This is a genomic window from Thermoanaerobacterium sp. RBIITD (assembly GCF_900205865.1).
In the GTDB taxonomy this organism is placed as follows: Bacteria; Bacillota; Thermoanaerobacteria; order Thermoanaerobacterales; family Thermoanaerobacteraceae; genus Thermoanaerobacterium.
In genome coordinates this window covers 858,417-880,535 of record NZ_LT906662.1, presented here as the reverse complement: position 1 = coordinate 880,535, position 22,119 = coordinate 858,417, and the positions used below count along the sequence as shown (strand labels likewise).

Below are 22,119 nucleotides of genomic sequence, written 5' to 3'. Positions count from 1 at the left end.
TATTAATTGTTGCTTTTTTAGAGTTTTTAAAGCTGTCAATTTTTAAGGTTCCGTGTCTAAATATAAATAAAAAGAATATATTTCAACCGTATTGCCCGTCAAGCACTTTGATAAAACCGCATTATGGTTTCTCCTTTGTCTTCACCTTTTTCAGCTTTAAAAACTTTATCACCAAGCTCTGCTTCACATCGGCAGTGTGTAACCAATACAAAAGGTATATTCCACTGTCCATGAAGTTCTTTTATTTCTTTACGCAGCCTTTCCCTTAGCTTCCTGTCCATAGCTGAAAGGGGTTCATCCAGCAATAACAAATGAGGCTTTGTTATAAGTGTTCTTGCCATAGCTACCCGCTGTCTTTCTCCGCCTGAAAGCTGAACTGGATATCTTTCAGCCAGATGAGATATATCAAATTGTTTAAGTATTTCATTGAGTTGCTTTTCTTTTTCTTCTTTTAATAAATTTTTTATTCCATAAAGAATATTATCTTTTACTGTTAAATGATTAAAAAGCGCATATTCCTGAAATATATATCCAATACCCCGTTTGTATGAAGGAAGGTTGATTCGCTTCGATGAAGAAAAAAGAATTTTTTCCCCTAATATTATCTCTCCCCAATCCGGCTTATGAAAACCTGAAATACATTCTAAAACAGTTGTTTTACCAGATCCTGAAGACCAACAAGAACCAAAATTTCTTTATCAACCAATAAGTCAACTTTAAGAACAAAATCTTTCCCATCCCATTAACTTAGCAGTCCCGGCAGCCGTTCTCCCCAAAAAGATCAAGGGTTTTTGAACCTTTAAAATATTTTCAATTGTTTTTAAGTGGAAGTTCCAGTATCTCTCCAACAGAACCATGAAAATCATTTAATAAATCAGTAAATGCCTGTCCATAAGAACCTTTAAATTCTGCCTGCATAAGTCTTTCTTTACCCTTTAAAAGGACATAATCTGTACGTTTTGTAGCGCCAATGGCATCTTTAGGAGATAGTATACAGGCTTTAACCTCTACATTTTCTTTTAATAGTCCATTTTCATCAACGATTTTTCTAAACTTAGACTTTAAATTATTATAAAAACTCATAACTGATACCCCTTATTTTATTGAATAATGTATAATTCACGATTTAGTACCTTTTATTGTCTTTCTTTTTTTGTATAATATAAAACTTTTTTTCTTGATAACCAGTTCAACCAAAAAATCAATCCAAAGGAAAATAAGATAATCACAACAACTAAGTAGACAGCAGTTTTGTAATCCCCACTTTCCACTGCAAAATAAATTGCCATAGGAATTGTTTGAGTCTTGCCTGGAATATTACCTGCAGTCATCAATGTTGCTCCAAACTCACCAATGGCTCTTGCAAAGGAAAGAACAATACCCGATAGAATACCAGGCCAAGCAAGAGGCATCGTAACAGTGCAAAAAACCCTCAACTCGTTTGCACCTAAAATACGAGCAGCCCGCTCCTGCTTTATATCTACGCTTTCAAAAGCTGCTTTGGCACTTTGGTACATTAAAGGAAATGCGACTATGGAAGAAGCAATTACAGCGGCCCACCAGGTAAACAGTAATTGACTGTTAAATATTTTCCTAATGAGAAAACCTAAAGGTCCATATTTACCAAAAAGAATAAGTAGAATAAAACCCGTAACAGTTGGAGGTAAGACCATTGGGAGAAAAAAGATGGCTTCAATGATTTCTTTTCCGGGAAAGTTTTTTATAAAAAACAGGCGGGAAAAAAAGATACCAGCTATAAAGGATATAAGAGTAGCTATGATGGCTACTTTTATTGACAGAAGTATAGGATATATCATTTGCCCCACCTCTTTTTGACTTTGGATTTATTGTTTCTGGTCTAAAGGTACAAATCCATATTTTTTGAAAATTTCTGATGCTTCCTGACCTTTGAGATAGTTTAAAAAATCAAGAGCTGTTTCTTTTTCTTTGCTGTTATTTATAACTGCTCCTCTAAAGAAAATAGGAGGACAGGAATTTTCAGGTACTTCTGCAGCAACCCTAATCTTATTATCATTTGTAGCATTTGATTTCCATATAAATCCAGCATCAACATTTTCTGTTTCTACATAGGTTCTGACTTGCTGTACATCCTTTGCAAGAATAAATTTAGAATTTACTTTTTCAAAAAGTCCTAAGCTTGTCAAAGCTTTTTTAGCCCATTCACCACCAGGTACGACAGCAGGATCTCCAATGGCAATTTTATTAACTTCCGGTAAAGCAAGGTCCTCAAAGCTTTTTACTTTCTGGCTATCTTTTGGCGTAATAAGAACCAATTTGTCTGATAAAATCTTTTTTTCTGTTGCTTTATCAATTAAATTTTCACTTCTTAAAGTATTCCACTGTTTTTCTCCAGGACCTAATAATATATCACAGGGTGCTCCCTGTTCAATCTGCTGTTGGAGGGTACCAAGACCTGCAAAATTGAAAGAAATTTTTACATCGGGATGAAGTTGGCTGTATTTTTTTGATATCTCCGGCAGTGCATCGGTGAGTCCTGCTCCTGCAAATACCATTATATTTTTTGAATTTACCGTTTTATTGGAAGGTATATTTGCCTTTTCCTGACTACAACCTCCAAAAAGTAATAAAGTCAATAATCCACATACCAATATAGATATCCATTTTATATTTCTCATCTCATTTTTTCCTCCCTTTATTAATTTCATTTTCTCACGATATCTCCGCTTTTCTTCGATTTCTCATTGCAACAAGAATCCTTCGTTGTTAATGTACAAATTTTAAGCATCCTTGTTATTGGCTAAAAGTCCATAGCTGACTTTCACCGACAAGTTATCGCCCATGCCGGACAAACATTAGCAAAGGTGCCTATCTATGTAGATAAGCACCTTTGCTAATTAAGAATAAATATTTTTCTATATTGTTAATAAATTAAGGCCTATAAACGTTTAAAACATTTATAGGCCTCCATGCCTGTTCAAAATTAAATTATTAATCCTTAAAATTTATTATACTATTCTATATTTAAAATGTCAATACCCTTTTGATATTTGCCTGTGTCGGTTAGTTATAGGTTAGTCATATAACTAAAATAATTGACTTTAAATAATTTATAACATATAATATAAAAACATAGTTCACGCAAAAAAATTAGGAGGCGCTTTAATGAAAAAAACAGTCGCTTTTGTATGTACAGGTAATTCATGTAGGAGCCAAATGGCAGAGGGATTTATGAAATATTATGGAAGTGAACTTTTTGAATCTTTTAGCGCTGGAACACACCCTGAAGAAGAAATAAATCCGAATGCCATTCTTGTTATGAAAGAAGCTGGCATTGACATAAGCATGCAATACCCGAAATTGTTAAAAGACATTCCGGATAAATTAGATGTTCTTATAACAATGGGTTGCAATGTTGAGTGCCCATATATTCCATGCAGATTGAGAGAAGACTGGGGACTCGATGATCCCAAAGGGAAGCCTATAGAAGAATTCCGAAAAACGAGAGATATAATAGAAGAAAAAGTAAAAGAACTAATACTAAAAGTAAAAAATAATGAAATATAGAATTTTATAAATTAGTTTTTTATATGCCCTAAGAGCAAATTAAAATATGTTCATATAAAAAAATAGTTCGGTTTATTTATATTCGCCGTACTATTTTTTATTACAGGGATTTTAATTTGTTTTTTGTACTACTTAAGACCAATCGGCTATACATATCGCCCGAAGAAATCTGAGGCTTTTTCGTGATCGATGGAACCTAGTTTTTGGAATTCGTAGGTTAGGCTTTTGTGAGAGGTTTATCTTTTGTACCTTTTTCAGGTTTTATTCAGAATTTTCATCTTATTTAGCTTTATCGCCTCTTGGTATTTTACCGCTGGACTTTTAATTTACTTGGTTAAGTGTAGATAAAGGAATAATATATAAAAAGCCGATTACCATAATGGAATGAAAAAATAAGTGTTATATTTGTATTATTTATATAATTGGAACTGGAGGTGTTATGAGGTTAATCATTACAAATTCTATGATTTTAATGATGTGTGATTAGCAGTCTTTGAATATATCGAATCTTGGTACAACCGAAGAAGGATTCATAGAGCTATTAATTACAAGACCCCCCCAAGAGGTTTATGAAACTGCTTTTCTAATGGCATAAAAAATTAAACTTTTTGTGTCTACTCTATTGACACAAGTCCATTATACAAGGTGCTCTGAAAATTAGGCACATCAATAAATTACAACCCCCAAAAATCAAGTGATAATTATGTTGCATTTACAATATTTTTGTAATAAAATACTATATAAGTATATATAGTAAATGCTATGATATGGAGTATTAGGATAAGATGTGTTAAAGAGAGCCTTTGGAAGGTGTGAAAAGGTACCATCGATGCTGAACTCGCCATTGAGCATACATACTGAAATATAAAGTATGTACGGTGACTGCCGTTATAGGATTTAAGTGGACTTATGTCAATAAGAGTGGTACCACGGAAGGTATAGTCTTTCGTCTCTTGAAGATGAAAGGCTTTTTTATTCTAAAAAATTGATAGGAGTGAGATTATGACATATTCCAGAGAGGTTGATAAAAAGTGGCAAAAAAAGTGGGAGGAAACGGAGTTATACAAATTTAATCCCAAAAATATTGATAAAAAGTTATACTGCCTTGAGATGTTTTCATACCCATCTGGTGCGAAATTACATGCAGGACACTGGTATAATTATGGACCAGCAGATTCTTGGGCAAGAATGAAAAGAATGCAAGGTTATGAAGTGTTTCATCCAATGGGATTTGATGCATTTGGACTTCCAGCTGAAAACTATGCGATAAAGACAGGAATACATCCAGAGGATTCGACACTTCAAAATATAAAGACAATGGAAAGACAATTAAAAGAGATGGGTGCGACATTTGACTGGGATTACGAAGTTGTAACATGCCTTCCAGAGTATTATAAATGGACACAGTGGGTCTTTCTTCAATTATACAAAAAAGGACTCGCATATAGAAAAAAAGCACCTGTAAATTGGTGTCCCAGCTGCAAAACTGTTCTTGCTAATGAACAGGTCGTCGAAGGCACATGCGAAAGATGCGGAAGTGAAGTAACAAAAAAAGATTTAACACAGTGGTTTTTGAAGATAACTGATTATGCCGAAGAGCTTTTAGAGAAGCTCGACGATCTTGATTGGCCTGAAAAGACAAAGATGATGCAAAGAAACTGGATAGGTAAATCTGATGGTGCTGAAATAGAATTTAAAGTTGATGGAAAAGAAATATCATTTAAAGTATTTACAACAAGAGCAGATACACTATATGGTGTAACATATGTTGTTTTGGCGCCTGAAAATGAAATAGTTGATGAAATTACGACAGAAAAATATAGAAGAAATGTCGAGGATTATAAAGAATATGCGAGAAAGCAGAGCGAAATAGAAAGGCTTTCAACGGAGAAAGAAAAAACCGGTGTATTCACAGGTGCCTATGCTATACATCCTATTACAGGTGAAAAAGTGCCGATATGGATAGCAGATTATGTCCTTGCAACATATGGTACAGGCTGTGTAATGGCTGTTCCCGCACATGATGAAAGGGACTATGAATTTGCTAAGAAATATGATTTGCCAATAAAGCGCGTTATAAAGGGTAATGGAGATATTGATGATAGCCTGCCATTTGTAGAATATGGTGAACTTATAGACAGCGGAGAATTTACCGGAACTAAATCAGAGGATGCAAGGATTAAAATAATTGAAAAGCTTGAGAAAGAGGGTAAAGGAAGTTTAAAAATAAACTATAGGTTAAGGGACTGGCTTGTATCAAGGCAAAGATATTGGGGTGCGCCGATACCTATTATCCACTGCGAGCAATGTGGATTAGTACCTGTTCCTGAAGAAGATTTGCCAGTATTGCTGCCATATAATGTAAAATTTACGCCTGATGGTGAATCACCACTTAAAAAGAGTGACGAGTTTATGAATACGACATGTCCTAAGTGCGGTGGCAAGGCGTTAAGGGATCCTGATACACTGGATACCTTTGTCGATTCATCATGGTACTTCTTGAGGTATCCTGACAATAAAAATGATAAAGAGCCATTTAATAAGAAGTTGATCGATAAAATGCTGCCTGTTGATAAATATATCGGTGGTGCTGAACATGCATGTATGCATCTCCTATATGCAAGGTTTGTAACAAAGGCTTTAAGAGACCTAGGATATCTTGACTTTGATGAACCATTTAAGTCTTTGGTACATCAGGGTATAATACTCGGCCCTGATGGAAATAAGATGAGTAAATCAAGAGGAAATACAATATCACCTGATGAATATATAGACGAATACGGTTCAGATGTGTTTAGAATGTACCTCATGTTTGGTTTTGCATTTACAGAAGGTGGGCCATGGAATGACGATGGCATTAAAGCTATGTCAAGGTTTATCATGAGAGTTGAAAGACTTATAGATAAATTCCTGCAAAATAAAGATAAACCGAGCAAGAGTGGCATTGGCAGTGATGAAAAAGAACTTAATTATGTAAGAAATTACACTATAAAGAGTGTGACAGAGGATGCAGAGAAGTTTCAATTTAATACAGCAATTGCACGACTTATGGAGCTTGTAAATGCATTATATAAGTATGATTCAGATGTAGAAACTAAAAACATAAAGCTCTATGAAGATGTAATTACAGATTTAATAAAGCTACTGGCACCATTTGCGCCACACTTTTCAGAAGAAATGTGGGATAGAATGAGTTATGAATACTCTGTATTCAATCAGAGATGGCCTCAATATGATGAAAAAGCTCTTATTAGAGACACAGTTGAAATTGCGATACAGGTAAATGGCAAAGTTAGAGGAAGACTTGAAGTTCCATCAGATGCAAATGAAAAAGAAATACAGGACCTCGCACTATCGGATGAAAATGTAAAATCATATGTAGAAGGAAAAGAAATAAAGAAAGTTATTGTCGTCAAAAACAGGCTTGTAAATATTGTTGTGAAGTAATTCGGCAGGGGAATCCCTGCCTATGATTTAAACATTAGGTTATTGGCAATTAACTATATAAAATAACTAGTGATTGGTGATATAAATGATAATTGACAATGAAGTCAAGAAAGATATAAGCGGATTTAAAAGTGCGTTTCCGATTGTACTTGGATATTTGCCTATAGGGTTTGCATATGGACTGCTTGGTGTTAAAAGCGGTTTTTCAATAACACAGGTTATGGCATTATCGCTTTTTGTTTATGCGGGATCCGCACAGTTTATTGCAATAAGCCTTCTTAGTGCGGGAACAAATGTGATAACATTAATCATTACAATATTTATAGTAAATTTAAGGCATTTTCTGTACAGTACATCACTTTCACAGTACATGAAGCGGATAAAAAGAAATCATATACCGTTGCTCTCTTTTTTTATAACGGATGAGACATATGCTGTTGCTATTACAGATTTACAAAATAGTGATAATTACGATGAAAGGTATTTTTATCAGTTATTCTTTATGTCATATGCTGCGTGGTGTACGGCGTCATTTATTGGAGCTATCTCTGGCACGTTTATAGATGGTTCAGCTAATGTTGGATTAGATTTTGCATTGCCTGCAATGTATATTGCACTATTGATGATGCAGATATCCGGGTTTAAAAAGATGTTTATAAGCATATTTTCAGGTTTTTTATCAATAGTTTTAATGTATATATTTCCCGGAAATATAAATGTTATAATTGCCGCCGTAATAGGGGCCGGAATGGGGGTTTTGCTTGATAAATGGGTACGAAATTCTTAATAGGTGTAGTTGGTATGTTTCTTGTTACATATATGCCAAGGTTTCTGCCTGTATATGGATTATCAAAAATAGAACTACCACAATTTATAAAGTTTTTTCTCGAATATATTCCTGTAGCTGTTCTTTCAGCATTGCTATTTCCAGCAATTTTTATGAAGAACAATCATCTTTTTATAGGCTATCATAACATATATTTGCTTGCATCCATCCCTACAATTATTGCTGCATATTTTACAAGAAAATTATTTTCACCAGTCATTATAGGTATTATAAGCTATGTATTAATATCATTTATAATTAAATAAGTTTAAATATAATATTAAACAGTTTCCAAATGCTATTGTACTTGCTTTATCAAGTAGGAGTGCTTATATTAATTATGGTAATTAAGGCAGTATTAGGTATAAACCTATATTTTTTAAGCAAAACGATAAATGGCCTTATGATAGATAACTGCGATACCAATCCAAATGATGCAAGAATATACCTTCTTTATTCAAAAATTAATGATGGAATTGGCAATAAGGAGATGGCGGAAAGTTCTTTAAGACATATGAAATATTTAAGAACAGAATTAGGCAGCCTTTGAATAATTTCAAAAACTGCCCTTAAGTTAATATTAACGATCTTTGTTTATACCATTTCCATCTTCTGTTTCGTCAACTATTTCGTCCCTCATACCGTGGATGCTTTCAAGCCTGTGACGATTTTTCTCCTTTATTCTCGCAATTTCTTCAGGAGATAATTCTTCTGCATGTACTTTTAAATAATCTTCGGCTTCTCTGTAATTTTCAATTGTGTCGTGTATCATGTCCTGTAATTTTCCTACATTATCTGAACGGTCATCTGGTTTTGGAGGCTTTGAAATATGACCGCTTTGATTAGCCATAATAATCACACTCCTAAAATAATTTCTCATATTTATTTTGAACTGTATATTTAATAATATGTATTGAAAAAAATAGAAACAGAATATAAACTTATAATATAAATAATTGCGTGAAAAATATTTTAAGAGGTGTGTAAATTGTATAAATTTGAAAAATATAATGATAAATTTGAAACAATAAAATTAACCGATGTCAATAATGAATCATTTTTTGAAGTAGTACCTGAACGTGGCGGCATAATAACAAGATTTAGTTATAAGGGTAATGATATCTTATACCTTGATAGAGAAACATTATTAGATACCGAAAAAAATATAAGAGGCGGGATACCAATATTATTTCCTATTTGTGGCTATCTTGCAGATGGAAGGTATAGGATAAATAATAATGAATACAAAATGAGGCAACATGGTATTGCAAGATTAAATAGATGGGAAGTATTAGATAGAAATATAGATAAATCTGCGTCAATTACATTAAAATTTTCGAGTAATGATGAGACAAAAAAGGCATATCCATTTGATTTTGATGTAATTTATACATATAGCCTAAAGGATGGAACATTAAGTGTACTTCAAGATTATATAAATAAATCTAATGTAGATATGCCTTTTTATGCAGGATTTCACCCGTATTTTTACATAATGAATAAAAACAATATTGAGCTTAATATAAATTCAAATCAATATTATGATACCATTGACAAGGAAATACATAATTATAATGGAAAGCTTGATTTTACGAAGCCTGAAGTGAATATTATATTTAGCGATGCTTCCGGTACATCAGGTATTTTTGACAATGAGAGAAATATTAAAATATCACTCTATTATGATAGCATATTCAAATATGTAGTTATATGGTCTTTAATAGGCAAAGATTTTATATGTTTAGAGCCGTGGATGGCAAAACCTGATTCAATGAATACAGGTAAAGATGTGCAAATATTAAAACCAGACGAGAATTTAAAGGCTACATTTAGCATCAGCTGTTCAATAAATAATGTTTAATCCTGTTTAAATGACGGTACATTAACATTTTGTTATATTACGACATATATAATGTACCATATTGTTAATGAGGTGACAAAATGGTTTTATATTATATTGTTATTGTATTTATTTTTATATATATTTTTATAACAGGTTTTCATGATGAAGGAAATCTTATAGCTACAATTATATCATCAAGATCTATAAGTATTAGAAGTGCATTTGTTACAGCAGCAACAGCACAATTTTTGGGGACAGTAATATTGGGCACAACTGTTGCATCGACTATGGGAAAGGATATAATAAAATATAAATATATAATGACAAATTCTAGGGATGTATATATTATGATATTTGCAGGACTACTTGGCGCGGTTATCTGGAACCTAATTACATGGCTTCTCGGCATACCATCAAGCTCTTCACATGCGTTGATAGGAGGAATAATAGGGCCATTTATAGTTCAATACGGGGTGGATTCCATAAACATTTATGGAATTTTTATAAAGGTTGTATTACCACTTTTTTTGTCACCAATTATAGGATTTTTAATAGGATATATAGTGATGAATATAACAAGTAATATATTAAGAACGACGGGACCGAGTATTAATAAAATTTTAAAAAAGTTACAATATATCACCGTATTTATATTAAATGCAGGACAAGGTGCAAATGATGCACAAAAAGCGATGGGTATTATAGCCATTATTATGCTTGTTGGAGGATTTACGCAGAGTTTTAAATTGCCGTTATGGACAAAGGTTGTATCAGCTTTGATGATATCTTCAGGACTAATTTTTGGAGGACTCAGGATGATTAAAAGTGTTGGGACTAAAATATACAGAGTTAAACCATTTCATTCGTTTAATGCACAATTGTCTTCTTTATTTATCGTTATAACTGCTGCAATAATTGGCGCACCTACAAGCGGAACACAGATCGTAAATTCATCTGTATTAGGAGTTGGTGTGGGGGAGAGGCCAAAAGCTGTCAGATGGCAATTTGCAAAAAGTATGGTAATGGCATGGATTGTTACAATACCGGCTTCATTCTTAGTATCATCATTAATTTATCTGGCTGTAAAGTTCACTTAAAGGAGGTCTTGGAATGGGAATTTTAAGTTGGCTATTTTCAAAAGGCGTCGATTTTTATAAACTCCTGCAGGAACATTCTGATTTGACATTAAAAGGTGTACAGGCACTTGTCACGTTTATGAAAACTGGTACGGAAGAGGACGGAAATAATGTAATACAAATAGAAAAATTAGCAGATAGAAAGAGAAAAGAGCTTATTGATGAACTTGACAGCACATTCATTACACCTTTTGAAAGAGAAGATATTTATGCACTATCAAGTGCGATTGACAATATACTTGATTACTGCGAAACGACTGTTAAGGAGATGGAAATATATGAACTTAAACCAACAGAGGAACTTAAAGAAATGATAGATGTTATATATAAAGGTACAGAACTGATCAATAAAAGTGTATATAATCTTGATAAAGATAAAAAATTGTCAATGGAATGTGCTCTGAAGGCTAAAAAGCTTGAAAATGAGATGGAATCATACTACAGAAAATACCTTGCAGAGCTGTTAAAGAAGGATGACATTAAATACATCCTAAAAATGCGTGAAATATATAGGCATTTAAGCAATTGTGCAGATAAAATGGATTTAGCAGGTGACATACTTGGTCATATACTTGTTAAGGATATATAAAGACAAATAATGAGTGCACACCAATTCATAAGGCATACATGTATAATTGTGTGCCTTTTAAATTTATGATTTTTAGTTTATGATAAAGGATATTTAGATAACGTTATAGTAAATTATATGTAATTATTAAAAATTATTAATAAAGCAAACAATTTTCTTTGAATTAATATTCATATGATGATATAATTTTAATGAATTGTACATGGGGGGAACACACATGAAGAAATATTTGGTTTGCTTTCTTGCATTAATTATTTTAATAACAAGCGTTTTAGCAGGTTGCGGTAATAATGGTACTAAAGTATCATCAAATCAAACAGGACAGACTTCACAAAAATCTGATAAAAAGGTACTGCATTTAAATCTTGGAGAAGAACCACCAATGCTTGATCCTCAAAAATCAACAGATGGCGTTTCTTTTCAAATACTTAATGCTGTACTTGAAGGTTTAGTAAGATTGGATTCAAATGAAAAGGCTAAAAAAGGTTCAGGGCTTGCTAAAGATTGGGAAGTTTCACCAGATGGACTTACATATACTTTCCATTTAAAAGATGATATTAAGTGGAGTGATGGAAATCCAATAACAGCACAGGATTTTGAATATTCATGGAAGAGAGCACTTGATCCAAAAACAGCATCGGAATATGCTTATATCATGTACCCAATAAAAAATGCCGAAGCGTATAATTCGGGAAAAGCAAGTGCAGACTCTGTCGGTGTAAAAGCCTTGGATGATAAAACATTGAAAGTTGAGTTGCAGGAACCTACGCCATATTTCTTAAGCTTGACTGCTTTTATTACATATTTGCCTGTTGAAAAGTCTTTTGTTGAAAAAGTTGGTGATAAATTAGCATCAAGCCCGGAAAATTTGGTATACAGCGGTCCATTTGTACTAAAGACATGGAATCATGAGCAGAATATAGTTATCGTTAAGAATGATAAATATTGGGATAAAGATAATGTTAAATTAGATGAGATTGATTTTGACATGATAAAAGATTTAAATACAGCGGCACAGAGTTATGACTCAGGTCAGTATGATGAAATCAATATAAGTGGTGATTATGTCGCCAAATACAAAGATAAAGTACAAACACATCCAAACGGATTTACGTATTTTCTTGGTTTTAACAATTTAAATTCGGTATTTAAAAATGCAAATATAAGAAAGGCATTTACTATTGCTATTAATAGAAAAGCATTTGCTGATAATGTATTAAAAGATGGTTCTATACCTGCATATGCATTTGTGCCGAATGGTATAACCGGTTTAAATGGAGAATTCAGAAAAGAAGCAGGTGAAAATCTTTTTAAAGAGGATTCCAAAGAAGCAAAAATACTCCTTCAAAAAGGAATGAATGAATTAAATATAACAAAATTACCTAAGATAACATTACTTACAGATGATACAGATGTGGCAAAAAAAGAGGCACAAGCAATACAGCAGTTTTGGAAGGATAATCTTGGTGTAGAGGTCACAATACAAAATGTTGCATATAAAGTTAGACTTCAGATGTTTTCAAAACAGCAGTATGATGTTTGTCTTACAAGATGGGGAGCGGACTACAATGATCCTATGACATTTTTAGACCTCTGGACAACAGATGCTGGTAACAATAATGTAAAATATTCAAATCCACAATATGATAAATTAATAAAAGAAGCAAAGATTACAAATGATAACAAATTGCGCATGGATAAAATGAGGGAAGCGGAAAAAATTTTAATGAATGACATGCCTGTTGGTCCTTTATTCTACTCTGCAACTGCATATGTGCAGCAGGATTATGTAAAAGGATGGGTTAGACATCCAGTAGGTGTTGATAGCGATTGGAAATGGACATATATAGAAAAGTAAAGATTAGTAACTAATTTTATGGGGCATAATTTTATATAGTCCCGATACCAAATGTAAATTTCGTGCAAAGGGGCACTCTGTTATAAAGGAATGCCCTTATTTTTATATTTAAATAAACAAACTTAATATAATTTAAAAAACCAATAAATAAAGAGGAGGCTGTATTATGCGTTTTGTTACGCGAACTTTAATTGCTATTTTAGTGTTATCAATTTTATTAACAGGGTGTGGCAAAAGCGCTAAAGACATATCGACGACAAACACCAATTCAAATGTCAAGCAGGTGCTACATTTAAGCCTTGCAAATGATCCACCTATGTTAGATCCACAAAGAGCAACAGATATGACATCATTTAAGATTTTAAATGCAGTATTAGAAGGATTAGTAAGAATAGATAAAGACGGAAAAGTGGAAAATGGCTCAGGTTTAGCCAAGGATTGGACAATCTCTCCGGACAAACTTATATATACCTTTCATTTAAAGGATAATATCAAGTGGAGTGATGGAAATCCTATAACAGCACAAGACTTTGAATATTCATGGAAAAGAGCATTAGATCCAAAGACTGCATCAGAATATGCTTATATTTTGTATCCTATTAAAAATGCAGAGAAATATAATTCAGGTAAAGCATCTGCTGATGATGTCGGTGTTAAAGCACTTGACTCTAAAACATTACAAGTTACACTCGAGATGCCTACACCATATTTTTTAGGGCTGACATCATTTATCACATATCTTCCTGTTGAGAAATCATTTGTAGAAAAAGTCGGTGATAAATTAGCATCAAGCCCAGATAATATGGTGTTTAGTGGACCCTTTAAATTAAAAGAATGGAACCATGAACAAAATCTAACATTGGTAAAAAACGAAAATTACTGGGACAAAAATAATGTTAAATTGAGTGAAATAGACCTTGATATAGTGAAAGACTTAAATACCTTGGCACAAAATTACGACACCGGAAAATATGACGAAATAGGTGTAACAGGTGATTATATTGACAAATATAAAGGACAAGTAAAATATGCTCCAAATGGCGAGGTTTATTTTGTAGCATTAAATAATACAAATCCGATATTTAAAAATGCAAATATTAGAAGGGCATTTAGTTTGGCGATAAATAGGAAAGAGCTTGCGGACAATGTACTTAAAGATGGTTCTTCACCAGCATATGGCATAGTTCCAAAGGGCATACCGGGTGAAAAAGACGAATACAGAAAAGAAGTTGGTGACCTATTTAGCGAGGATACAAATAAAGCGAAAGAATTATTAAATGAAGGCATGAAGGAACTTAATATAACAAAATTGCCTAAGATTACACTTTTAGCTAGTGATTCTGATTCCGGCAAAAAGTTAGCGCAGGCATTACAAGAGTTTTGGAAAAAGAACCTTGGAGTCGATGTCGAAATACAAAGTATGGCATTTAAAGTTAGGCTTCAAAGGCTTAAAAATAAACAATACGATATGGCTATAGATGATTGGATTGCAGACTACAATGATCCTATGACATTTCTTGACATGTGGGTTACAAATGGAGGAAATAATGACTCTGGTTTTTCAGATCCTGAATATGATAAATTAATAAACGAGGCTAAATCTACTCCAGATGCTAAATTGCGTATGGATGACATGAAGAAGGCTGAAAAAATCTTTATTGACGCAATGTCGGTTGCACCAATTTATTATTCATCAACATCGTATGTACAAAAGGATTATGTGAAAGGATATGTAAGACATCCGGTCGGCGTATCTGACGAATGGAAATGGGTATATATAGAAAAATAGGTTTTGAAAAATAATAAAAGGGATATAAAGTCAACTTATATCCCTTTTTTATTTTATTTCCAATTACAAAAACTTTTTTTTCATAAAGTATCATATAATAAGGAATAGTGCAGTGCCTCCAATGAACTTTATCTCATAAAAATTAGCTTCTTATTAAATTAAGAAAATTAATAAAAGACATTAAAAAGAGACGGTTTCATTTCGAACTGTTCCATTAATTAATATTTTTACTAATTCTTTATTTCTTTCTGCATGCCGCATAGCAACTTGTTCTTTGACATCTGATAATCTTTTACCGTAAAGTGGGTATTTTGAGAAGAAAAATATTGTTATAAAAATGGAAATGAGTGGGGTTAATGTTATAATAATTTTTATACCAAATAAAGCCGAAGGAGGCTGAGAATCGAATGGCAAATTTTCATTATATTCAGTCGTATTTAATATAAAACCTATTATAAGCCGACTGAGCAGATATTCCAAGTCTTATCATAAATCCATTGATGCCGAAGTATATGCCTTCTCTTCTAGCACCTGTTCTTAGTTCATCTTCATCAACAACATCAGAAATAAATACATCGAGGAGGAGTATTCCAGAAAGACCTATACCAAGAAAAGCTGTTGAAAGAACAGCAGATGTAAAAGTATTTGAGAACCAAAGCGGTATAAGTGCAACTGCATAAAACAGTGATGATATTATCAATTGTTATATTTAGATCCTTTTTTATTAGCAATCATACTCCAAAATCCTATGACAATCAATGCTACAACAAATGTAGAGCCAAGGAGCAACGATACTTTAAATCCACGAATACATAACAAAACTTATAATAAAGCAAAAGGATTATGAAAAGAAAAAAGCAAAATTAAAAGACTTAAAAACTTTTAGTAACCAATAAAAGTGGTTTAAAACTATATCACTTAAGAGAGGACATAAAACTACCTGAGCCACCTGAAGGGGTAGTATACAGGCATTTAGGTATTATGGAGCATAATGTATGCGATATATTGGTGCAAAGGATGAAAGGACGCAAGATGAGCTGGCCAGAAAAAGGAGTAAACAATTTGTCAAAGATGTTAGCATTAAAAGTAAGTGGGAAGCTTTATAATGTAATAGCCACGTACTTTAACGGAATATTACCAGAAGAAAAATTAAAAGAAATAAAAGAAGAAATTAAACTATCGGCAGCAGATTTAAATATATAGCCCAAAAAATCGAAAATATACCATGAACATAAGGGTAGAATGCCATTTGAAGGATGCTCAATGAAAAATTGTAGAAAAGTAATAAGAGAAATGCTAAGGAACAGGTGTATAAGTGAATTAAAAAATTATATAAATGAGGAAAATTACTAAAGAAGTTACAAGACGTATGAAGAATAATGCAAAAGAAATTGCATGAAAACTTATAACATACTAAACATTAGATGGATGATATTGACATAAAAGAATTTGCCAACAACTACTTGACACTAACAAAAATCAATAATGTGTTTCAATGTGTATTAATTTATGATATAATACCTTTTGTAGGGGGTATTTTTTATGAAGAGGATTGATAAGGTTTACGATAAGCTGAGAGAAATTTGTTTAAAACAATTAAAAAATGAAGGAAAAATATCAGGATGTTCTGCTATAGACTTAGCTAATGCACTTAACATACAGAGAACAAATGCGTCTAGTGATTTAAACAAGTTATTTAAGAATGGAAAAATAAATAAAATTGAAGGGAAACCTGTTCTATATAGTATAAAATTTGATGATTTGAATAAAAATGATGAGCTAATAGATAAAGATGTATTCAATAAGATAATAGGTTATAATTTAAGTCTTAAAAATGCTGTTCAACAAGCTAAAGCAGCCATAATGTATCCTCCACATGGCCTTCATACACTTATCTTGGGAGAGACAGGTACAGGTAAGTCAATGTTTGCTGAGATAATGTATGAATACGCTAAAGAGATAGGAAGGCTTAAGGCAAATGCACCGTTTATAACGTTTAATTGCGCAGATTATGCAAATAATCCGCAGCTTCTTATGGCACAGCTATTTGGAGTGAAAAAAGGGGCGTACACTGGTGCGGATAGAGACAAAGTTGGAATAGTAGAAAAAGCGGATAAAGGGATATTATTTCTCGATGAAGTCCATAGGCTGCCACCAGAAGGGCAAGAAATGTTGTTTTACTTAATCGACAAAGGGATGTTTAGACACTTAGGCGAAACAGATATACAGCATAAGGTAGATGTTCTTATAATATGTGCGACAACTGAAAATGTAGAATCCATACTTCTAAAGACATTTACTAGGCGTATTCCAATGGTGATAAATCTTCCATCATTGAAGGAAAGGACATATGATGAAAGATATGATATTATTAAAAGCTTTATAATAGAAGAAGCATCTGTCATTAAAAATGATATCCTTGTTACACCAAATGCCCTAAAAGCACTTTTATTGTATGATTGTCCAAATAATATTGGTCAATTAAAAAGTGACATTAAATTATGCTCCGCTAAAGCGTATCTTGGATTCATGATGAACAGGGATAATGATGTATGTATACACACAGAGGACCTTCCGCAGTATATAAGAAGAGGTCTTTTTAAGTATAAGGAAGAAAAAAATGATATAGATAAATTTATTAAAGATGATAAAATAAGATTTTCCACAGAACAAAAAACTGTTATTACATCGGATAACAGCAAGACATTTAATTTTTATGAAGCTCTAGAAGAAAAGAGAAGGTCTTTAGAGGAAAAGGGCATAAGTGAAAATGATATAAAGCTTATTATGAGTCTCGATATTGAAACATATTTAAAAAGATATATTAACGAAGCAAAAAGATATAATTTGGAAGAGCTTTATAAAGTTGTTGACAAAAGGATTGTCGATATTGTGGATAATTTTCTGAATCATGCAAGAAAAATATTAAAGAGGGATTTCAGTGAAAAAACTCTGTATGGACTTTCTATGCACGTTGCAAGCTCCATTGAGAGGATATTAAGCGGAAAGAAAATAGAAAATCATCAATTAGATGATATAAAAAGGATATACAGGGACGAATTTAAAGTTTCTAAGGAATTAAAAGATTCAATTGAGAAAGAGTTTAACATTGTCATACCAGAAGATGAAGTAGGTTTTATAACGATGTTTCTCTGCCTTGATATAAGGCAAGAAAAAGATGACGAAAAAGTAACTGTAATAGTTGCAATGCATGGAGAATCGACAGCTACGTCTATAACAGATGTTTCAAATAGATTGTTGGGAGAAAATTTTGTCATTGGGTACAATATGCCCCTCGATCAAAAACCTGAAATTGCGTTTAATAATTTATGCGATTTAATTAGGAAGACAAATAAAGGTAAAGGTGTACTGCTGCTTGTAGATATGGGCTCATTAGTATTCTTTGGAGACATGGTCTACGAGAAAACAGGTATTCCAGTCAAGACGGTTGAAATGGCATCTACACCTATGGTGTTAGAAGCCGGAAGAAAAGCCTTATTAAATGCAACTCTTGATGAAGTATACGATTCTGCGTTAAATCTAAGTCCGTATATAGGAAGAATATATAAGGATAATTTTGAGATACAAAATGGTTTTAAAAATGACGTCATAATAACTGCTTGTATAACAGGCGAAGGTACTGCTTTAAAATTGAAATCTATTTTAGAAAAAAAACTTGATTTAAAATCAGCAGGAATTGATATCATACCTCTAAATATAGAGGATAAAAGAGAGTTTAAACGAAAACTGCAAAATATAAAAAGGGAGAAAAACATATTAGCTGTAGTAAGTGCTTTTGACCCAGGCGATGATACACTTAAATACATTTCAACTACTGATATATTTGACAATCGAAAATTATGTTCTTTAAAGGCTATGATTGATTCAAGAGACGCACTGGACACCATAAACAACATGAAAGAGATAATCGCAGAAAACGTAGATATTGATGCAGATAAATACATCAATGCTTTTAAAGAATTTTACCTAAACATCGCGGAAAACAAAGTAAGTCTCGACAACGATAAAATAATCGGGTTAATACTGCATCTGGCTTGTGCAATAGAACGTGTATTAAAAGGTGGAGAATTAATACGGATAAAAAATTGCAAATCAATCATAGAAGACAACGCATCAAAATACGAAATGATAAAAAATTCCATAAAACCTGTAAACGAAGCATTTAACGTGACTTTATCAGATGACGAATACGTTAGCATAATGATGATAGTTTTTTCACTTTAATACACATAAGTGTATTGATTACGGTTACAAGCGATACAGATTAATACACATAAACATTAATAAGTGAAAAGGCTTACTGATATTGCAATAACATACCTAATTTTAATTTGGCATGATTTTTGCATGAATAAAAAGCAAAGAAATCATTATTGAAATATTTTTGATAGTGATTTTGACTTAAGAAACATTACTTTTCTAAGAAAGCGAGGGATAATATATGGATGACGAAATCAGCTTGGTATCGATGACAATCATTGCAAACTCAGGAGATGCACGTTCTTTTGCATTTCAAGCATTAAATGAAGCTAAAGCAGGAAATTTTGAGAAAGCGGAAGAATTATTATCTAAATCAGAAGAAGTAGCACATGTAGCTCACAAAGCTCAAACTGAGTTGCTATTTAAGGAGGCTAACGGCGAGAAACAAGAAATTAATGTATTGCTTGTGCATGCGCAAGACCATTTTATGACAAGTATGCTTGCGTACGAACTTATTAAAGAAATTATATTCCTTTACAAAAAACTATATAGTTATGAAAAGGTAAAGTAATTAACTATTCAAAAATATCATGATAAATATGTTTATAGATGACAAATATTAAAAAATTTGTAAGTTAGTAAAAAGGAGGAGAAAAGTATGAAAATTTTATTAGTATGCGCTGGCGGGATGTCAACAAGCATTTTAATGAAAAAGATGGAGAGCTATTGGAAGCAGGCTGGGGAAGAACTTGATATTAAGGCAGTAGGATTGGGAGAGTATCAAGATGTATATCAAAATTATGATATAATTCTAGTTGGTCCTCAAGTATCATATCGTTTACAAGAAATAAAAGAAAATACAGGTTTGCCATGTGCTGCAATTCCATCATTTGATTATGCTGTTGGAAACTGCCCTAATATTATGAAGTTAGCTAAAGACCTATATTCAAAAAAATAGATTAAATTTGAAGCAAAAAAAGAAAAAGACATGCACAATATAAAATTATCATAAAAAACGTAAAATGGTTATTAAAAGCTTGTTTTATAAGGATACCTCCTATGTCTCCTATGTGTTAATATAACACATTATATATTAAATGTCAAAATTGGAGGTTAATCGGTTTGTGTCAAGTAGTTGTTGGCAAATTTTTTTCTTCAAATTTTATCCGCATAATGTTTAATGTATTGTGAATTTTCGTGCAATTGTTTTTACTCCATTCTTATCTTCATATTGCGCCTTTTATATGACTTTTAATTCACTTAAACATTTGTATCTGAGTATTTCTCTTATTGCTTTTCGACTGTTTGTCATTGCACAACCTTCAAACGGCATACCGCCTCTTTGTATGCGATATGTTTTTGCTTTTTTCTGCTTTTTGTTTACATCCGCTGCTGATAGTTTTATTTCTTCTTTTATCTCTGTTAATTTTTCTTTTGATATTATAACATTGAAGTATGTTTCTACTACACTATAAAGTTTTCCACTTGTCTTTAAGGCTAATATCTTTGCTAAATTGTTTGCACCTTTTTCTGTCCAACTCATTTTTCCTGCATTCATTCTGCTTGCTAATGTGTCAAATATATTGTTTTCCATTGTTCCTAAATGTTTGTATTCTATTCCTTCTGGGGCTTCTGGTATTTTTATTTCTTCTCTCTTTTGGTATGGTTTTATCCCTTCTTTATTGGCTACTAAATAGCTATATAGTTTTTCTAATTTCTTCATTTGCTTTTCATCATCTTTTTGCTCTATCATTAATTTTGCTATGTATTCTAGGCTTTCTTCTGCTTTTCCTTCATCTAGCATTTTCATTAATTTGCGGGCATCTTTTTTGTTCTCTACATTCCTTATTACTGCTTGGCTTTTATGAAATGGATCTAATTGAAAATATACTCCTTCTTCTCCCAAGCTTTCTTTAATCCAACTTGCTCCATCCCCATTTATTATCTTTATTTCTATTTCGTCTATGTTGTATTCTTTTGCTATCGTTGCATCTACTAATTCTTTAAATTCTTTGCTGCTTGCAAATCCTGCACATGCTATTTTATTATGTGTTATATATTCATTACTTCCTGGGCTTCTTTTTACCCATCCGTCGTATGCTACTGCTAATTTTATTTCTTTCTTCCCTCTGCTTTTTTTGCCTTTTGGTCTATCTTTGCCTTGCATAGATAACCATAATCCATCCATTTCTTGAAATAACATTTTTGTTTCTTTTTCTCCTCTTAATTTGTTTTCTTTGAATAGTTTTATATCTTGTTTTTCTAATTCCGCTATTTTCTCTCCAATCTTTTGTATTATATTCCATGCAGTTGTATGGCTTATGCTTTGATTTGTTAATGATTCTATATTTTTCGCTGCTTCTCTATATGATATTTCTGTTACATTTTCTACAACTTTTTCAATAAGATTTGTTGATATATGCCCTATTGTATCCATTTTTAAATACTCATCTAAAAGATAAACATATTCCTTTTTACCTTCACTATTTATATGTCCATAAATTCTTTTATCAAATTCAACAGTGCCCATAATTGTCTTTACGTTTGTATGCTTTTTACCTTTACACCTATATTCTTTTTTGTCCCTTTTTTCTAGTAGCATATCATCTATTTTCATAAGGATTTGAGCCATTATTTTACAAGCTTCTTCGCAGACTAATTTGTAAATTTCTACTTCTAAATCCTTGAAATTTATTTCATTTTCGTTTAAACTTATTTCTAGCATGTAATCACCTCTATAACGCTTTTTTGTTTTTTCTATTTAAACATTATAGCGGATGATTCATGTGAATGGAAGGTATCTTTTGGATGCCTTCCTTTTTCTATTTTTTACCGCCTACTAAAATTATACACTAAGGGTTAAT

At 32.3% G+C, this 22,119-nt stretch carries 21 protein-coding genes, 1 pseudogene and 1 other annotated feature; of the genes and pseudogenes, 14 read left to right on the top strand and 8 right to left on the bottom strand.

Annotation, left to right across the window (positions count from 1 at the left end):
* Positions 1–98: 98 nt before the first annotated feature.
* The 5 genes and pseudogenes from CPG45_RS17350 to modA all read right to left on the bottom strand — a co-directional run bounded on the left by CPG45_RS17350 (position 99) and on the right by modA (position 2,657).
* Positions 99–341, bottom strand: coding sequence for a hypothetical protein (locus CPG45_RS17350; RefSeq protein WP_231968997.1), 243 nt, complete (start codon positions 339–341; stop codon positions 99–101).
* A gap of 6 nt (positions 342–347) precedes the next feature.
* A pseudogene (locus CPG45_RS18140) lies at positions 348–638 on the bottom strand (ATP-binding cassette domain-containing protein); the annotation flags it as partial.
* A gap of 172 nt (positions 639–810) precedes the next feature.
* On the bottom strand, positions 811–1,083 hold the full coding sequence (locus CPG45_RS04230) for a hypothetical protein (RefSeq protein WP_096230775.1): 273 nt from the start codon (positions 1,081–1,083) through the stop codon (positions 811–813).
* Positions 1,084–1,136: 53 nt separating this feature from the next.
* Positions 1,137–1,817 carry a molybdate ABC transporter permease subunit gene (gene modB / locus CPG45_RS04225; protein WP_096230774.1) on the bottom strand — a complete coding sequence of 227 codons (681 nt, stop codon included), beginning with the start codon at positions 1,815–1,817 and terminating at the stop codon, positions 1,137–1,139.
* A gap of 27 nt (positions 1,818–1,844) precedes the next feature.
* On the bottom strand, positions 1,845–2,657 hold the full coding sequence (gene modA / locus CPG45_RS04220) for a molybdate ABC transporter substrate-binding protein (protein ID WP_157732328.1): 813 nt from the start codon (positions 2,655–2,657) through the stop codon (positions 1,845–1,847).
* A 487-nt stretch (positions 2,658–3,144) separates the two neighbouring features.
* Between modA and CPG45_RS04215 the strand changes: the two genes are divergently transcribed.
* The 5 genes from CPG45_RS04215 (at position 3,145) to CPG45_RS04195 (ending at position 8,369) form a co-directional block, all read left to right on the top strand.
* The gene (locus tag CPG45_RS04215) at positions 3,145–3,546 is read left to right on the top strand and encodes an arsenate reductase ArsC (RefSeq protein WP_096230772.1); all 402 of its coding nucleotides are present in this window, start codon (positions 3,145–3,147) and stop codon (positions 3,544–3,546) included.
* Positions 3,547–4,299: 753 nt separating this feature from the next.
* Positions 4,300–4,503 (top strand) — a binding site (T-box leader).
* A gap of 45 nt (positions 4,504–4,548) precedes the next feature.
* The gene (gene leuS / locus CPG45_RS04210; RefSeq protein ID WP_096230771.1) at positions 4,549–6,993 is read left to right on the top strand and encodes a leucine--tRNA ligase; all 2,445 of its coding nucleotides are present in this window, start codon (positions 4,549–4,551) and stop codon (positions 6,991–6,993) included.
* A gap of 85 nt (positions 6,994–7,078) precedes the next feature.
* Positions 7,079–7,780, top strand: a complete 702-nt coding sequence (locus tag CPG45_RS04205) for an AzlC family ABC transporter permease (protein WP_096230770.1) — start codon at positions 7,079–7,081, stop codon at positions 7,778–7,780.
* Positions 7,762–8,085, top strand: coding sequence for an AzlD domain-containing protein (locus CPG45_RS04200; RefSeq protein WP_096230769.1), 324 nt, complete (start codon positions 7,762–7,764; stop codon positions 8,083–8,085). The genes CPG45_RS04205 and CPG45_RS04200 overlap by 19 nt, the downstream gene beginning before the upstream one ends.
* 74 nt (positions 8,086–8,159) lie before the next feature.
* Positions 8,160–8,369, top strand: coding sequence for a hypothetical protein (locus CPG45_RS04195; protein ID WP_096230768.1), 210 nt, complete (start codon positions 8,160–8,162; stop codon positions 8,367–8,369).
* 30 nt (positions 8,370–8,399) lie between these two features.
* On the opposite strand, the gene tlp is transcribed toward CPG45_RS04195, so the two are convergent.
* Positions 8,400–8,669: a small acid-soluble spore protein Tlp gene (gene tlp / locus CPG45_RS04190; RefSeq protein WP_096230767.1), complete on the bottom strand. Its 270-nt coding sequence runs from the start codon at positions 8,667–8,669 to the stop codon at positions 8,400–8,402.
* A gap of 138 nt (positions 8,670–8,807) precedes the next feature.
* Here tlp and CPG45_RS04185 point away from each other — a divergent pair, with 138 nt between their 5' ends.
* From CPG45_RS04185 to CPG45_RS04165, 5 genes are all read left to right on the top strand, one after another.
* Positions 8,808–9,680 carry an aldose epimerase family protein gene (locus tag CPG45_RS04185; RefSeq protein WP_096230766.1) on the top strand — a complete coding sequence of 291 codons (873 nt, stop codon included), beginning with the start codon at positions 8,808–8,810 and terminating at the stop codon, positions 9,678–9,680.
* 80 nt (positions 9,681–9,760) lie between these two features.
* Complete coding sequence (locus CPG45_RS04180; protein WP_096230765.1) at positions 9,761–10,759, top strand: inorganic phosphate transporter; 999 nt, start codon at positions 9,761–9,763, stop codon at positions 10,757–10,759.
* A gap of 13 nt (positions 10,760–10,772) precedes the next feature.
* Positions 10,773–11,387, top strand: coding sequence for a DUF47 domain-containing protein (locus tag CPG45_RS04175; RefSeq protein WP_096230764.1), 615 nt, complete (start codon positions 10,773–10,775; stop codon positions 11,385–11,387).
* A 217-nt stretch (positions 11,388–11,604) separates the two neighbouring features.
* On the top strand, positions 11,605–13,245 hold the full coding sequence (locus tag CPG45_RS04170; protein WP_096230763.1) for a peptide ABC transporter substrate-binding protein: 1,641 nt from the start codon (positions 11,605–11,607) through the stop codon (positions 13,243–13,245).
* A gap of 166 nt (positions 13,246–13,411) precedes the next feature.
* Positions 13,412–15,034 (top strand): peptide ABC transporter substrate-binding protein, encoded by a 1,623-nt coding sequence (locus CPG45_RS04165; RefSeq protein ID WP_096230762.1) that lies wholly within the window; start codon positions 13,412–13,414, stop codon positions 15,032–15,034.
* Positions 15,035–15,461: 427 nt separating this feature from the next.
* Here CPG45_RS04165 and CPG45_RS04160 read toward each other — a convergent pair whose 3' ends face one another.
* Positions 15,462–15,734, bottom strand: coding sequence for an MFS transporter (locus tag CPG45_RS04160; protein WP_096230761.1), 273 nt, complete (start codon positions 15,732–15,734; stop codon positions 15,462–15,464).
* Positions 15,735–16,066: 332 nt separating this feature from the next.
* Between CPG45_RS04160 and CPG45_RS04155 the strand changes: the two genes are divergently transcribed.
* The 4 genes from CPG45_RS04155 (at position 16,067) to CPG45_RS04140 (ending at position 20,213) form a co-directional block, all read left to right on the top strand.
* Positions 16,067–16,237 carry a hypothetical protein gene (locus tag CPG45_RS04155; RefSeq protein ID WP_172856471.1) on the top strand — a complete coding sequence of 57 codons (171 nt, stop codon included), beginning with the start codon at positions 16,067–16,069 and terminating at the stop codon, positions 16,235–16,237.
* 339 nt (positions 16,238–16,576) lie between these two features.
* A complete protein-coding gene (locus CPG45_RS04150) occupies positions 16,577–19,279 on the top strand; it encodes a sigma-54-dependent transcriptional regulator (RefSeq protein WP_096230759.1) in 2,703 nt (900 codons plus the stop codon).
* A gap of 217 nt (positions 19,280–19,496) precedes the next feature.
* A complete protein-coding gene (locus CPG45_RS04145; RefSeq protein WP_096230758.1) occupies positions 19,497–19,826 on the top strand; it encodes a PTS lactose/cellobiose transporter subunit IIA in 330 nt (109 codons plus the stop codon).
* A gap of 87 nt (positions 19,827–19,913) precedes the next feature.
* Positions 19,914–20,213, top strand: a complete 300-nt coding sequence (locus tag CPG45_RS04140; protein ID WP_096230757.1) for a PTS sugar transporter subunit IIB — start codon at positions 19,914–19,916, stop codon at positions 20,211–20,213.
* 282 nt (positions 20,214–20,495) lie between these two features.
* Here CPG45_RS04140 and CPG45_RS04135 read toward each other — a convergent pair whose 3' ends face one another.
* Positions 20,496–21,980: an ISLre2 family transposase gene (locus CPG45_RS04135; protein WP_096230756.1), complete on the bottom strand. Its 1,485-nt coding sequence runs from the start codon at positions 21,978–21,980 to the stop codon at positions 20,496–20,498.
* Positions 21,981–22,119: the final 139 nt, after the last annotated feature.